The sequence below is a fragment of the Bradyrhizobium sp. SZCCHNRI3052 genome (genome assembly GCF_032484895.1).
In the GTDB taxonomy this organism is placed as follows: Bacteria; Pseudomonadota; Alphaproteobacteria; order Rhizobiales; family Xanthobacteraceae; genus Bradyrhizobium.
In genome coordinates, this window is record NZ_JAUETW010000011.1 from 1 (window position 1) to 14,207 (window position 14,207).

Sequence of the window (14,207 nt, forward strand, 5' to 3'; positions counted from 1 at the left end):
ATCGCCAGCTGACAGGCCCGGCTCCAGCCGGCGAACGCGGTGGGCCGCCAGCTACACCACGCTTGGGGACACGATCCAATCCCCACGAATCATATGCATCTGCGTGATGTTCGAGAGCTGGTGAATTCCGAATTGTCGAGGCGATAAACATCCGGCCGCCCGAACAACTGACAATTTTGACAGCAAGGTGAAATCCGCACTCAAAACATCGCCGCGCAACGAGCAAGCCTACATAAGGACCCCCGTTGACACCGAAGCTGCGATGTCAGGCGATCATAGGCTCATGGCCAGTAGCTTTTGGACAGCGCAATCCCAGACCGATTCCAAAGGCACATCTCGCGATGCGCTAGAGATCTGTTAAGCATCTCAGCACGGTATCATGTTAAAATACACGTTGAGATTGCTCAGGCTCACGGTTTTTGCGTATGTAGGTACCGACCGAAATAATCTGAAACAGACTGACACGGGAGCGGACATCCATGTTGGAGCCCGCCACAGACACCCTATTGCCCGCATTCTTTCGTCGCCTCCGCTTCCTGATATCCGCAAGGACACAGATCGGGGAGATACACAGACCTAACGGCACGCAATCGCAGGATGGTAATTCGATCACTCCTGCTTCCCAGTCTTCGGGTCGCACGGCTTTCGCTTGGTCTTCGCAGGGAACGCATACGACCGGATATGTGGAAGCGAGCGTATGGGCCATTTGCTTTGTCGCGACCACGTTCGCGGCCTTCCTGACCCAGCGGTCGGCTATCATTGTTGATCTCGGCAGCCTCTTGGTTGCATTGACGATACTGGGCTTCCTCCTCACTGTTCACGTTGTCTATCGACGTTGGCGACCATCGCCGGTGCTCAGCAACTTGTGCGGAGCGCTCCTAGCAATGTTACTATCGGGCGCAGTGGCTGGAATCATCAGCCTTGTTGGGCTTCGGAATAACGCCCCATTCATCGATGCAGATCTTGCAAGATGGGATCGAGCGGCGGGTTTCGACTTGCCTGCTGTCATCGCTTGGGCAGCCGACAACCCCGCCTGGTCCCAGCTCCTGTCGGTCACGTACGACAGCTCATTCCCCCTGCTCTTCGGCCTTTCAGTGCTGCTCGCAATCGTTCGCCGTTTCGATCATTTATGGATACTGACGTTCGTATTCGCCACCACGATTGTCGCATGCGCGAGCATTTCCGTGATCTGGCCAGCGAAAGGTGCCTTCGCGTTCTTTGGGTACCCAGCCAGCTTGCTTGAGCATCTCCCGACAGGCGCGGGAACGTATCACTTGTCGAAGTTGGAATACTTCCGCAATTCGGCCTCGCCGTTGCTGTCATTCGCCAATCTGCAGGGAGTTGTGACATTTCCGTCGTTCCATTGCTGCCTGGCGCTGATGATCATATCCGCGTCCCGGCACCTCAGGTGGCTATTCCCGATTTCATTGATCTGGAATTCCCTCGTGATCGCATCGACCGTGCCGATCGGTGGACATTATGCGATCGATCTTCCATGCGGCGCGGTCGTGTGGCTGGTCGCAACCGGAACTGCTGTCGCCTTGATGTCATTGTCCTCGCGACGGGCGCAGGGATCATCTGGATTGCGAGCCGACGCTTCACACGACCGTCTCACGCACGGAATGTGCCAAATCATGACCAGAGCGCAAGTCAGCGAATCCTGACACCGGCCCTGTATGCCCGGTTCTGCGATTTCTCTTGATGGCGTATAGGCGTTCGTTCTGACACTAAAACGTACGGCCATTTGCGCCCCCACTAGATCACATGCGCTAAAGATATTTACTCTATCTAAAATTGTCTTATTCAGACTCATCTATTATAAGATGCCATAAGGTATCCTTTTGTGGCTTGAAGGTGCGCCGATCTGGCCAACAGCAAAGAGGGTGTAATGCGGGTCAAGATGATGAGGTTCCTGCGTGACGAATCGGGAGCCACTGCAATCGAGTACGGATTGATTGCCGCAGGAATTTCAATTGCGATCATCGCAGCAGTCAACGGTTTGGGCAGCAAGATCAACACCTCGTTCGTAGACATCAATTCCTCCATCAACTAGCTCTGCACAGTCTACACGTTGGCGTTCTCAGGAAGCCCGAACCAATGCGTTCGGGTTTCTTGCTTCAAAAACCGCAGCGCCGCGGAATACTGGCCTTTTAATGTCGTACAGTCTCATGGTGGACATCACCAATCTTCAAGTACCGGTCAGCCTGCTCGAGCATTTCACAAGTCGCGTGAGTTTAATATTTGTGGAGATAGAAGTATTTCCGCAGCCTAAGCGTCTGACGGAAGAGTTCCCTAGCCATTGGTGTTAGGATTGTGGCTGTCGAGTTCTACGTCTCCGATCATTCCCGTCGTGCCGCCCGCGCCCTGGAACGTTCCAGGCGCCGTATTCGCATCGCCGCTGCCGGCCATGCTCGATGGAGTCGATGCAACCGAAAGTGACAGACGGCGACTAACCGAACCGCAATTTCACCAAGCAGCTGTAGCCGAAAGCGCGTGCGGTTCGCGCAGACTTGGGCTCTATCAAAGCTCCCGCTGCTCCCCATCGTAACGCGAGCCGACAGCTCTTTTATCCTCGGGCAGCTCACGTTGTCGAGCGACGGGAGCGCCTCGCCAGATCTGGATTTAGGTGACTGTCAAATATACCCAGTTGTTTCGGGGCGCAGAACTGCACTGGCCGAGGGACTGCATCCTCGATCTCGCGAGCGACCCCTCTGGCGATCAGAGCGTCAGATTGAGCAGCTCGGCAGCCCCAGTTCTCGGTGCGGCGACTCTTGTTCTTGTCATCATTGGCGATCTGGCACCGCACTATCTCGTTCGGCGTTGGCTCCTCTTTTCGTCGGTCCCACGGCCGATTTGAGTCCCCACCACCTCACCGTCGTCGCGCCTCTCACTAAGAGCAAGGTCGAGGCACTGGAGAGAAAACTGCGCGCAATGGTCACCGGGGTCGGGCTCGTAGCCTATGATCCGCAAGATCTTAAGGCAGACCGCGACGATCAGCGTATCGCTCCTTGGAGAAGGCAATCTAGCGCGGCGCCGAGATCGCCTGCGGCGAACGCCTGGGATGCCTCCGGGCGGGGCTCGGCCGAGCGAAAAGAATCCTTCACTTTGCTCCGGCTAGAATTGGCCAGCGCCCTCGTCAGGAGGTCAATGACCCCGATGATCATTCCGAAAGCGTCGACATGGCCTAAGACCCAGAAACTCCTTGGATTGGAAGGGCTGCGCTTCCTCGCTACCGTCGCGGTGCTGCTGTGGCACTATCAGCACTTTGCCTTCGTCGGCGACGAGCCGGTCGGTCTCGTGAGGAGCGAGCTGCCGTTCTACCGCGTTCTGTTCCCGTTTTATGAGAAGGGCAAGAATGGGGTCGAGATATTCTGGTGCATCTCCGGTTTCATCTTCTTCTGGAAGTATAGCGCGGTCATCGCCGACCGCACGATCAGCGGATGGACCTTCTTCGTCTATCGGCTGGCGCGACTTTACCCGCTCCATCTCGCGACGTTGCCGTTGGTCATGATGCTCCAGCTGATGTATTTCGTTCAGCACAACTACTTCTTCGTCTTTCAGCAAAACGACATCCCTCAATTCGTCAAGCAGCTGTTCATGGCCAGCGACTGGCTTCCGCCGCACGGCGTCAGCTTCAACGCACCAATCTGGTCAGTCTCAATCGAGATCGTGGTCTATGCGGCGTTTTTCCTGTCGCTGCGCGTCGTGCGTCCGTCCCCGCTCTTCAATCTAGCGGTGATCGTGATCTCGATCGCGACCGGTACGCTGATGTCAAAATGCTTCGCTTTCTTCTACGCTGGCGGCCTTGCCGCGATGGCAAGACAGGCTGTCGCCGGGGCTCGGCATCGGCCGAAGTTGGAAGCCTTGGCTGCGTGTGCGAGCATCGCGATGCCCGCGGCATTTTGGATGTCCGGCATGGACCTTGAGGCGCTCACTGCACCGCTTCTGCTGATCTATACGCCGATCCTGTTGTTCTGCTGCTCGAAGCCCATAGTCTTGCCGCGGCGCCTGGAGACCCTGGTGGAGACAGCCGGCAATACAACCTATTCCTGCTATCTGCTGCACTTTCCAATTCAACTTGCGATCGCGCTTGCTTTTTCGTCGATGCAGCGGCCCATCCCCTACCTCGATCCTCTGTTCTCGGCGGCTTTCGTGCTGTCCACGCTCGTCACCGCGCGCCTCACCTATTGCTGGTTTGAAGCGCCTGCTCAGCGGCTAGTCCGGACCCTTCTGCTGCGAAGGCAAGAGACTCGGCAGGCGAGTCCGGTCCTGCTTCAATGAAGGCAATCATCATGAAAGCGGAGATCTCGATCTAGTGTGCCTTACCCAACGCCAGTGGCCAATTTGGAAAGTCACAGTGACCGCTTTATCAAGAGCGAACGGCTCGGAGCTGGAGTAAGGCGGCAACCAAATCGCAATTTGTATGCCGATTGATCAATAGGGCTGCTGTCGAAGCGGCAGCTATTGGCCAACGTGCGATTGTCGGACATAAACGACTATGCGTGTTGGCATCCTAGGGTTCATCTCGAACGCTTGTTTTCCCTTTGCGGCCCAAAGCTCACGTGCCCGTTTCGCCCTCACCGCTCTTAAGCTTGTCAACCATCCAAAGTAGCGCACCCAAGATCGCGGAACGGTCATCACCGGTCAGGTCCACGATACCGGATTTGACCACGAGGCCGCCGAGTTCGATGAGGTACCGGGTGCGCTTGCGGTGTTCGACCCGCCACGCGCGCATGTCACGTCGCGCTTTTGCGGCTTGATGCCGGTTGCGCGCCGCTCGGTTGCGTAGGAGCAACGTCAGCGTCGCGGTCAGTTGCTGGCGCAACTCGCCGCGACCGTCCTTGAAAGAACGCGACGCCGCGCTTGGACCATGCCTCCCTCTTTCCGGCCTCTTTCGTCTCGGCCAGCACGATCAGCGCGCCCGCGAGCTCGTCGGCGCTGAGCGCGTCAGCTCCCGTAGCGATAACGAGCTCGCCGAGCTGGCGTACCTTGCGGGTTTTCAGCTCGCGCGCCTTGTCGTCGAGTGCCTTCAGGTCAGCATCAAAGTTCCTGGGTTTGCGCATCGTCGTCTCCATGAGTGACAATGGAGAAATGATAGCTTGGCCACTGGCGCATTGCTGTAAGGTCATCAGGACGAGCTGAGACGGGATAGTCCCTCCCGAGATTTTTTCGAGGGAGGGCGCGCTTATACGTCGTGCCGACGTACGCTTTGCTGTGTAGATGCTCTGCTCGCGATGGCGATCTATCATCTTCACGTCAAGGTCATTGGCCGGAAGGCCGGGAGCAGTGCGGTGGCGTCGGCCGCCTACCGCTCGGCCTCGCGACTGCGTGACGAGCGGCTTGGCCGCGATCAGGATTTTTCCGCCAAGCGCGGCGTCGTCCATTCCGAGGTGATACTGCCGGAGAATGCGCCGGAGGCGTGGGGAGACCGCGAACGGCTTTGGAATAATGTCGAAGCACACGAAATCCGCAAGGACGCGCAGCTGGCCCGAGAGGTCGAGGTCGCCCTTCCGCGAGAACTGACTGAGGCGCAGGGCATCGAACTGGCTCGGGACTTCGTTCGCGGCGAGTTCGTGGGTCTCGGCATGATCGCCGATCTCAATGTGCATTGGGACAGGGCCGAAGACGGCATGCCCAAACCTCATGCCCATGTGATGCTGACAATGCGCGCGGTCGACGAGAACGGGTTCGGCCAAAAGGTGCGGGACTGGAATCGTACCGAGATGGTCGAGCGCTGGCGGAGGCGCTGGGCCGAGCTTGCCAACGAGCGCTTGGCCGAGCTCGACATCGACGCGCGGATCGACCATCGCAGCCTGGAGGCCCAGGGCATTGCTCTGGAGCCGCAAAGCCAGATCGGCGCGCCGGCAAAGCGAATCGAGGTCCGAGACATTGCGGGCGAAGGGTTTGAGGCCGACCGGGCCGAGATGCACCGGGAGATCGCGCGAAATAATGGCGTGCGGATCATCACGGATCCCTCACTTGGGCTGGATGCCATCACCCAGCAGCAATCGACCTTCACGCGGCGCGACATGGCAAAGTTCGCGCACCGGCATAGCGACGGACTCGACCAGTTCAACGAGGTCATGGGCGCGATGCAGGGAGCGCCGAATCTGGTCGAACTCGGCAAGGACGCCCGCGGCGAGGATCGGTTCACCACCCGCGGAATGATCGAAGCGGAACAGCGGCTGCACCGGGCTGCTAAACGGATGGCGGAACAGGCGCGCCATCAGGTACCCGACGCGGATCGCCAGGCCGCTTTGGCGGGAGCGGAAGCGCGCGGTCTGGTCCTCTCGTCCGAGCAGGCCGACGCGGTTGCGCATGCTACGGACGGACGCGATCTCAGCGTCGTGGTCGGCCATGCCGGGACGGGAAAGAGCGCAATGTTGGGGGTGGCGCGCGAGGCCTGGGAAGCGGCGGGCTTCGAGGTCCGGGGTGTTGCGCTGTCCGGTATTGCCGCCGAAAACCTCGAAGGCGGATCGGGCATTGCGTCGCGCACGATCGCCAGCCTGGAGCATGGCTGGAAACAAGGCCGTGATCTGCTCAGATCCAGTGATGTGCTGGTGATCGACGAGGCGGGGATGGTCGGCACGCGCCAGCTCGAGCGCGTGCTGTCGCATGCGGCCGAGGCTGGCGCAAAGGTGGTGCTGGTCGGCGATCCGCAGCAGCTGCAGGCCATCGAAGCGGGCGCCGCGTTCCGCTCCATCCATGAGCGTTACGGCGGCGCGGAGATCGGTGAAGTGCGCCGTCAGCAGGAAGACTGGCAGCGGGACGCCACACGCGATCTGGCAGCCGGCAAAGTGGGCCATGCGCTCGAAGCCTACCGCGCTCACGGCATGGTGCACGAGGCCCAGACCCGCGAGCAGGCGCGCAGCGATCTGATCGAGCGCTGGGACCGCGACCGGCAGGCGTCACCGGACCGGAGCCGGATTATCCTCACCCACACCAATGACGAGGTCCGCATCCTGAACGAGGAAGCGCGCGAACGGATGCGAGCCGCGGGCGATCTGGGCAATGAGGTGGGGGTGACGGTCGAGCGAGGTGCGAGAACCTTCGCCAGCGGGGATCGCGTCATGTTTCTGCAGAACGAGCGCGGCCTTGGCGTCAAGAACGGCACGCTCGGGACCGTTGAACAGGTCAGCGCGCAGGGCATGACGGTACAGGTCGACGATGGCCGATCTGTGCGCTTTGACCTCAAGGATTACAACCGCATCGACCATGGATATGCCGCGACGATCCACAAGGCGCAGGGCATGACGGTTGACCGCGTCCATGTGCTGGCGACGCCGGGCATGGACGCCCACAGCAGCTATGTCGCGCTGTCTCGGCACCGCGACGGGGTAGGCCTGCACTATGGCCGCGATGATTTTGCGGGTCAGGACCGGCTCACCCGTGCCCTGTCACGCGTTCGCGCCAAGGATATGGCCTCGGACTACGAGGCTGCCGATCCAGTACAGAATTACGCCGAACGGCGCGGGATCACCTTCCGCAAGCGCGTGGTCGAGATCGTGCGCAAGATTGTGCCCGAGAAGCTGCGCGACATGTTGGACGGCCTGCGGTCTCCGGCTGATGTGCCCAGACTGGATGGCGGACAGAGGCCGGAACGGGCGACGCCGGAAAGGGAAAGCAACGATCCCGCAGCCGACCGGCGTGGAGCCGAAGTGCCGGCCAGGAACGTGACGCAAGATCCCGAAGTGGAAGCGCGTCGCGTCCGGACCCGTGCTCTCGTGCGCCACGCCCGCGCGGTGGACGCGATCTTCGAGGCGCAGAAGACGGACGACAGGACCAGTCCCGAGCAGGTGAAAGAGCTGCAGAAGGCCCGCCAAGCCTTCAATGCGGTGCGCCCGTTTGGCTCGCACGATGCCGAAGCCGCCTACAAGAAGAACCCGGAGCTCGCCCGCGAAGCGGCGGACGGCCGGGTCAATCGCGCCATCCGCGCGCTCCAGCTCGAAACCGAACTCCGCAGCGATCCGGGCCGCCGCGCCGATCACTTCGTTGAGCGATGGCGGGAGCTCGACCAGACCAGCAGGCGCCTATATCAGGCGGGCGACTTGTCCGGCTACAAGGCCACGCGCTCGGCGATGGGCGACATGGCGAAGAGCCTCCAGCGCGACCCGCAACTGGAATCCATCCTTGCCGGCCGCAAGAACGATCTCGGCATTGCATTCGAATCGGGCCGCCGACTCGGCCAGGATCTGGCCTTCGTCCATGGCATCGATCTCGGCAGAGGCCGAGGCCTTGGAATTTGACCCATCCCGTTTGCCGCCGGCTCTACGCCACAGCTGGCAACGCGCGAACTCCTATTGTCCGCCTGCACCTGTTTGGCCTCTGGTCTCGCCGGACGTCAGGAGCAACCAGCGAGGGGCATCACGGCCATGCGCGAGCCAGACCGTATCATCAGGTTGAAAACCGTCCTTGCCAGGACCGGGCTGTCCCGATCCACCATCTACCGCAAGATCGCCGAAGGTACGTTCCCTACCCCACTCAAGATCAGCAGCAACGGAACTGGTTGGCATGAATCCGACATCAACCGGTGGATCGCAGATCCCGTAAGATGGCGTCCGCGGCGCGACCTCGATGAAATCTTGTAAGCTCTATGGCACAACGATCAGGGACGACGTTTCTGGAGGCGCTCTCCTGAACTATCCGACCCCATCCTTTTCTACGCCACGGCATCCCGCTTCAGGGACGGTCCCGCGAGATGCAGACGACGAGTTCGGACCAAGCTACATTGCAAATGCGCTTACGGCAGAGCGCGATGTCAACCGAAGGCGTTCCATGAGCCGGCGCTCCGCTCGATTTACCCAAGGCGAAGTGGCACGAGCGATCCGCGCTGCAAAAGCGGCCGGTGCTTCATCCATACGAATTAAGCCGGACGGCACGATCATCGTCGACCTGGTCAAATACAAGGAAGAGCGGGGCATCGATGAGACGGTTGAGCCCGAAGAGCATTTCGTGCTTTGATTCGCTTCATGCCCCGTCCTCGCAGGCCCTACCTTCACAAGGAAATCAACCGTCATGGCAGGACGGTCTGGTACGTTCGCAACAAGGACGTAGGCGGCAAACGCACTCGCATTCGCGGCGAGTACGGGTCCATAGAATTCAACCGCAACTACGACATCGCTGTAGCCGACATGTTCAATCGGCCACGCCTCGCAATCGATCCAAGCGAAGCCAGGGCGAAGGTCTTTGATGGTAGCCTCAAATGGCTATGGGAAGAATACAAGGCAAAAGCGCCTGATTGGCGCGAGATGAAGGCGAGCACTCACAAGCAGCGCAACAGCCTCATGATTCATGTTCTGGAGGCCAACGGCAACAAACGAGCCGCCGCCATCCAGAAGCAGCACATCCTGGACGGGCTTGGACGTCGCGCTCAGAACCCCTCCGCGGCCCGGCACTTTCTCACCACCATGAGGCGGATGTTCACCTGGGCGGTCGCGCAAAAGATCCTTGCGGCAGATCCAACCGAAGGGATCAAGACACCCAAGCCAGCGAAAACCGAAGGCTTTGTCACCTGGTCTGATGCCGACGTTCGGCGTTACTACAAGCGCTGGCCGCTCGGCACGCGAGAGCGCGTCATGATAGACGTCTACCTCTTCACCGGCTTTCGGCGGGGTGACGCAGCATCGTTCGGCCCTGCCGATGTGACCGAACAGGTGCAAGAGCGGATTGGGCCTGACGGAAAAATCGAGCAGATCTTCGTGCCGATCATCACGAAGCGCCTGGAAAAGGGGAGCGAGACCATTGAGGTCACCTTCCCGATGCTCGATGTCCTGCGCCGGACGTTGGAGGCAGGTCCGATCGGAACCGAGACCTACATCGCGACCCGGCAGGGCAAGCCGATGACCAAGGAGAGCTTAGGCAACGTGTTCAAGGAGAAGTGCGTCGCAGCTGGGTTGGCGAACCGATCAGCGCACGGCCTTCGCAAGGCGGCTGCAACCGTCGCCGCCGAAAACGGAGCAACGGAAGCCGAGCTGGATGCGATCTTCGGTTGGACCGATCGTCGGATGGCAAGCCATTACACGCGGAACGCCAATCGCAAGAAATTGGCGTATGGCGGCGTCGCCAAGCTCGAGCGAATGATCGGCTCCGTGGATCATAGAGCGAACGTCTATTCCCTCACCGACAAGCTAGGTGCGGGAAATCGAACAAAAAGCTCAATGAATTCAGCCGACGTCCGGAGGGGTGGTGGGCACGACAGGGATCGAACCTGTGACCCCTACCATGTCAAGGTAGTGCTCTCCCGCTGAGCTACGTGCCCTAATCCAATATCCGTTCGGGTGGGCGTCCCTATATCGGCTCCCACGCAGGCAGGCAAGGACGCAAAATGCCGAAATTGGGAATAATCCGCCAGTTCCGGAGTTGTGTCCCTGGCGGCTCAGGCCGCCAGCATCTTGTTGACCTCGCTGACGAGTTCGCGCAGGTGCACCGGCTTGGACAGCACCTTGGCATTCTTGGGCGCCTCCGAATCGGAGTTCAAGGCGACCGCGGCGAAGCCGGTGATGAACATGATCTTGATGTCCGGGTCGAGCTCGGAGGCGCGGCGCGCCAGCTCGATGCCGTCCATCTCCGGCATCACGATGTCGGTCAAGAGCATCTCGAACGGCTCCTCGCGCAGCCGCTGGTAAGCCGACATGCCGTTGTCGTGGGGCGAGACCTGGAACCCGGCATTTTCCAATGCCTTGACCAGGAAGCGGCGCATGTCGTTGTCGTCTTCGGCGAGCAGGATTTTGTGCATGGCGAGGGGTTGTCTGGTCCGGGTGAGAGGCGGAGCGTTGCCGCCACTAAGCCTGACGGGCGGTAAATTTCGGGTGAAAGATTGCGCCTTTTGATCCGACATCGGCAAGGCATTTTGAGGGCTGAAGGTGCGGTCTTCGACCGAAGCAGCACGCCAGCTCAGAGTTGTTCCAAACGCGAGATGAACTTTTTCATTGCTTTTCGCTTGGCAGACCGGCTCGGATTATCGAAGATGCGCGTTGGCAAGAGCAGTGCCTGCGTTGTCCAGAACGAATCGGCCGGAGGATACCGGCGCATCAACGGACGTGACATCGACGCACGTGACCAAGGGGACGGCGCCCAGAGATGACGGACTTTGATGGCGAATTGCCGCCGTTCGAGATCATGGAGCCGACCGAATGGCGCGCGCCCATCATCTTCAATTCCCCTCACTCCGGATCGGCCTACCCCGACGATTTCCTGAGGGCGTCGCGAATCGATCTGCCGGCGCTGCGGCGCTCCGAAGATTCGTTCATGGACGAATTGATCGCCGATCTCCTGTTGCGCGGCTTTCCGGTCGTTCGCGTGCATTTCCCGCGCTGCTATGTCGACGTCAATCGCGAGCCCTATGAGCTCGATCCGCGGATGTTCACCGGGCGGCTGCCGAGCTTTGCCAACACCCGCTCGATGCGGGTGGCCGGCGGCCTCGGCACGATCCCGCGCGTGGTCGGCGACGGCCAGGAGATCTATCGCGACCGGCTGAGCGTCGACGAGGCGCTGCACCGGATCGAGACGCTGTACAAGCCGTATCACCGCGCGCTGCGCCGGCTGATCAACCGCGTGCACCAGCAGTTCGGCACCGTGGTGCTGGTCGACTGCCATTCGATGCCGTCGGTCGGCGTCTCGCGCGACGAGCCGCGCCGGCCCGACATGGTGATCGGCGACCGCTACGGCACGAGCTGCGCGTCGCTGCTGCCGGACCTGGTCGAGGACGTGCTCGGCCGGCTCGGCTATTCGGTCGGCCGCAACAAGCCCTATGCCGGCGGCTTCATCACCGAGCATTACGGCAATCCGGCCACGGGCTTGCATGCGATCCAGATCGAGCTCAACCGCGCGATCTACATGGACGAGCGCCGCAGGGAGCGCGGACCGCGCTTCGCCCAGGTCGCCTCCGATCTCGCCGTGCTCGCCGAGGTGCTGGCGACGGTGCCGCTCGGCGACCTCGGGCCGTTCCAGGCGGCGGCGGAATAGAGGGCTGCGCGTTCGGTCCGGGCGGTTTCGGCCGGTGGCGTCGGCGCAAAAAAAAGGGCCGCTTGAATGACAAGCGGCCCAAGTCTAGGGAGGAAACGCCCAAGGAGGGCAGCGATAACGCGAAGCGCTACCGCACCGCAACAATATGCAATCGCGCTGCACAAAGCGCAAGAGTTTTTCCGCCTTTCTCCATGCAAAAAAACATAGGCCGGGTTGCGTTCAGCGCGAAACAGCCCTTCTTTTCATCATAGAAGTCAATGGCTTGATTGGAGAATCCAAACGATCGGAGAGGGACGCCGGTTTCGCTTTCACTTTCACATCAGGGGCCCGCGACGGCTCAACCGCGCCCGGCCAGCGCGGCCGGACACCAAACGGTATCCATGATGCCACGCTGGTGTGCCATATCCGGATGCGCCCCCGACCGCTTTGAGCTAGGCATAACCGGGCTTAGTGCCACCCGATTCCCTCACCCAAGGACGCGTTGTGACGGTCATTGATTTCTCCGCCTTCATCGGTCGTCTGGCGACCGCGTCGGGCGAAACCATCCTGCCGTTCTTCCGGACCTCGCTGCTGGTCGACAACAAGAGCAGCCGGCACGATTTCGATCCGGTGACCGAGGCCGACCGCGCCGCCGAGGCGGTGATGCGTCGCCTGATCAAGGCGAACTTTCCTCAGCACGGCATCGTCGGCGAGGAGTTCGGCAATGAGCGCGAGGACGCCGACTACGTCTGGGTGCTCGATCCGATCGACGGCACCAAGTCCTTCATTGCCGGTTTCCCGACCTGGGGCACGCTGATCGCGTTGCTGCACAAGGGCACGCCGGTGTTCGGCATGATGCACCAGCCTTTCATCGGCGAGCGCTTTGCCGGCGACAACGGCTCCGCCAATTACAAGAACGGCGGCGGCGAGCGCCGGCTCTCGGTCCGGCGCTGCGAGCGTCTCGGGGATGCGGTGTGCTATACGACGAGCCCGCTGCTGATGAACGAGGCTGATCGCGCCACCTTTGGCCGGGTCGAGGCCGAGACGCGGCTGTCGCGCTATGGCGGTGACTGCTACTCCTATTGCATGCTGGCCGCCGGCCATCTCGATCTCGTCATCGAGACCGAGCTCAAGCCCTATGACATCGCCGCCCTGATCCCGATCATCAACGGCGCCGGTGGCATCGTCACCGACTGGGAAGGCGGCCCGGCGCAGAACGGCGGCCGGATCGTCGCCGCCGGCGACAAGCGCGTCCACGAAGCGGCGCTGAAGCGGCTGGCAGCGGGCTGAGCCCGCCTCCACCGGCTTGGCTCCCCGCCTCTCGCGCGGAACGGAGACATCCGGCCGGTCGTCGGGCGCCTCACGCGGCGGCCTGGCGCAAATGCTCGACGAGCAGTTTCGCCGGACGCGGCAGCGCCTTGAAGCTGCGGGCGCAGATCACGAGCCGCCGATCGGCCCAGGCATCGCGCAGCGCGACGAGGCCGATCGGCATCGACCGCGCGCAACGTCGCGCCGCCGCTTCCGGCACGACGGCAATGCCGATCCCGGCCGCCACCATCTGGCAGATCGCGTCGAAATCGCGCAGCCTGGCCCGCACGTGCTGGCGGATGCCGAGCCGCGCGGCGTGCCGGCCGATATGGACGTTGAGCGCCGTCCCCTGCGTGAGGCCGATGAAATCCTCCCCCGCGGTCTCGCTGAAGTCGATCTGTCGGCGCGCTGCGAACGGGCTGCGCCGTCCGGCCACCAGAATCAGCCGGTCCTTGCCGAAAGCGAAGCGCTCGATCGTCTCGGGCAGCGCGTGCTCCGCCGCAAAACCGAGATCCGCTCTGCCGGACACGATCGCCTCGGCGATCTCGGTGCTCTCGCGCTCCTCGACATCGACGTTGATGTCGGGATGCTCGCGCAGGAAGGCCGCCAGCGCCTTCGGCAGATGCTCGGCGAGGCCGACCGTGTTGGCGAGCAGCTGCACGTTGGCGCGACGGCCGGATGCGAAGCCCGAGAGCTCGCCCTGCATGGCCTCGACATTGGCCATGATGATGCGGGCGTGATCGAGCAGGCTCTCGCCCGCCGCGGTCAGCTCCACGCCGCGCCGGCCGCGCTTGAACAGCTCGACGCCAAACGCGTCCTCCAGGCCCTTGATCCGCGCGCTCGCCGAGGCCAGCGCCAGATGCGCCCGGTCGGCGCCGCCAGTGATGCTGCGGGCCTCGGCCACGACAATGAACAGCCTGAGATCGACCAGATCGAAACGCATGGTCATTCTGCCT

At 61.5% G+C, this 14,207-nt stretch carries 11 protein-coding genes, 1 tRNA gene and 2 pseudogenes; 9 read left to right on the forward strand and 5 right to left on the reverse strand.

Annotation, left to right across the window (positions count from 1 at the left end):
• The first annotated feature begins 479 nt into the window (after window positions 1-479).
• The 3 genes from QW887_RS25520 to QW887_RS25530 all read left to right on the forward strand — a co-directional run bounded on the left by QW887_RS25520 (window position 480) and on the right by QW887_RS25530 (window position 4,281).
• Complete coding sequence (locus QW887_RS25520; RefSeq protein WP_315810643.1) at window positions 480-1,664, forward strand: phosphatase PAP2 family protein; 1,185 nt, start codon at window positions 480-482, stop codon at window positions 1,662-1,664.
• Window positions 1,665-1,888: 224 nt separating this feature from the next.
• Window positions 1,889-2,053, forward strand: a complete 165-nt coding sequence (locus tag QW887_RS25525; RefSeq protein ID WP_315716581.1) for a Flp family type IVb pilin — start codon at window positions 1,889-1,891, stop codon at window positions 2,051-2,053.
• A gap of 1,094 nt (window positions 2,054-3,147) precedes the next feature.
• On the forward strand, window positions 3,148-4,281 hold the full coding sequence (locus tag QW887_RS25530) for an acyltransferase (protein WP_315716580.1): 1,134 nt from the start codon (window positions 3,148-3,150) through the stop codon (window positions 4,279-4,281).
• Window positions 4,282-4,461: 180 nt separating this feature from the next.
• On the opposite strand, the pseudogene QW887_RS25535 reads toward QW887_RS25530, so the two are convergent.
• Together QW887_RS25535 and QW887_RS25540 are read right to left on the reverse strand one after the other, a co-directional pair.
• Window positions 4,462-4,735: pseudogene (locus QW887_RS25535) on the reverse strand (conjugal transfer protein TraD).
• A gap of 1 nt (window position 4,736) precedes the next feature.
• Entirely contained in the window at window positions 4,737-5,063 is a 327-nt protein-coding gene (locus QW887_RS25540) for a conjugal transfer protein TraD (protein WP_315716579.1), read from the reverse strand.
• A gap of 171 nt (window positions 5,064-5,234) precedes the next feature.
• On the opposite strand from QW887_RS25540, the gene traA reads away from it, so the two are divergent.
• The 4 genes and pseudogenes from traA to QW887_RS34960 form a co-directional block, all read left to right on the forward strand.
• Window positions 5,235-8,246 carry a Ti-type conjugative transfer relaxase TraA gene (gene traA / locus QW887_RS25545; RefSeq protein WP_316172818.1) on the forward strand — a complete coding sequence of 1,004 codons (3,012 nt, stop codon included), beginning with the start codon at window positions 5,235-5,237 and terminating at the stop codon, window positions 8,244-8,246.
• A gap of 126 nt (window positions 8,247-8,372) precedes the next feature.
• The gene (locus QW887_RS25550; RefSeq protein ID WP_315716577.1) at window positions 8,373-8,588 is read left to right on the forward strand and encodes an AlpA family transcriptional regulator; all 216 of its coding nucleotides are present in this window, start codon (window positions 8,373-8,375) and stop codon (window positions 8,586-8,588) included.
• Between the two features lie 187 nt (window positions 8,589-8,775).
• Window positions 8,776-8,961: a hypothetical protein gene (locus tag QW887_RS25555; protein WP_315716576.1), complete on the forward strand. Its 186-nt coding sequence runs from the start codon at window positions 8,776-8,778 to the stop codon at window positions 8,959-8,961.
• A 287-nt stretch (window positions 8,962-9,248) separates the two neighbouring features.
• Window positions 9,249-9,974 (forward strand): annotated as a pseudogene (locus QW887_RS34960) (tyrosine-type recombinase/integrase); the annotation flags it as partial.
• 209 nt (window positions 9,975-10,183) lie between these two features.
• Here the strand turns inward: QW887_RS34960 and QW887_RS25565 are convergent.
• Window positions 10,184-10,258: transfer RNA gene (locus tag QW887_RS25565), tRNA-Val, on the reverse strand.
• Between the two features lie 117 nt (window positions 10,259-10,375).
• A complete protein-coding gene (gene cpdR, locus QW887_RS25570) occupies window positions 10,376-10,735 on the reverse strand; it encodes a cell cycle two-component system response regulator CpdR (protein WP_006610087.1) in 360 nt (119 codons plus the stop codon).
• 344 nt (window positions 10,736-11,079) lie between these two features.
• Between cpdR and QW887_RS25575 the strand changes: the two genes are divergently transcribed.
• Both QW887_RS25575 and hisN read left to right on the forward strand, forming a co-directional pair.
• Window positions 11,080-11,964 carry an N-formylglutamate amidohydrolase gene (locus QW887_RS25575; protein ID WP_315716574.1) on the forward strand — a complete coding sequence of 295 codons (885 nt, stop codon included), beginning with the start codon at window positions 11,080-11,082 and terminating at the stop codon, window positions 11,962-11,964.
• Between the two features lie 483 nt (window positions 11,965-12,447).
• The gene (gene hisN / locus QW887_RS25580; protein WP_315716573.1) at window positions 12,448-13,233 is read left to right on the forward strand and encodes a histidinol-phosphatase; all 786 of its coding nucleotides are present in this window, start codon (window positions 12,448-12,450) and stop codon (window positions 13,231-13,233) included.
• Window positions 13,234-13,303: 70 nt separating this feature from the next.
• Here hisN and QW887_RS25585 read toward each other — a convergent pair whose 3' ends face one another.
• On the reverse strand, window positions 13,304-14,194 hold the full coding sequence (locus QW887_RS25585; RefSeq protein ID WP_316175104.1) for a LysR substrate-binding domain-containing protein: 891 nt from the start codon (window positions 14,192-14,194) through the stop codon (window positions 13,304-13,306).
• Window positions 14,195-14,207: the final 13 nt, after the last annotated feature.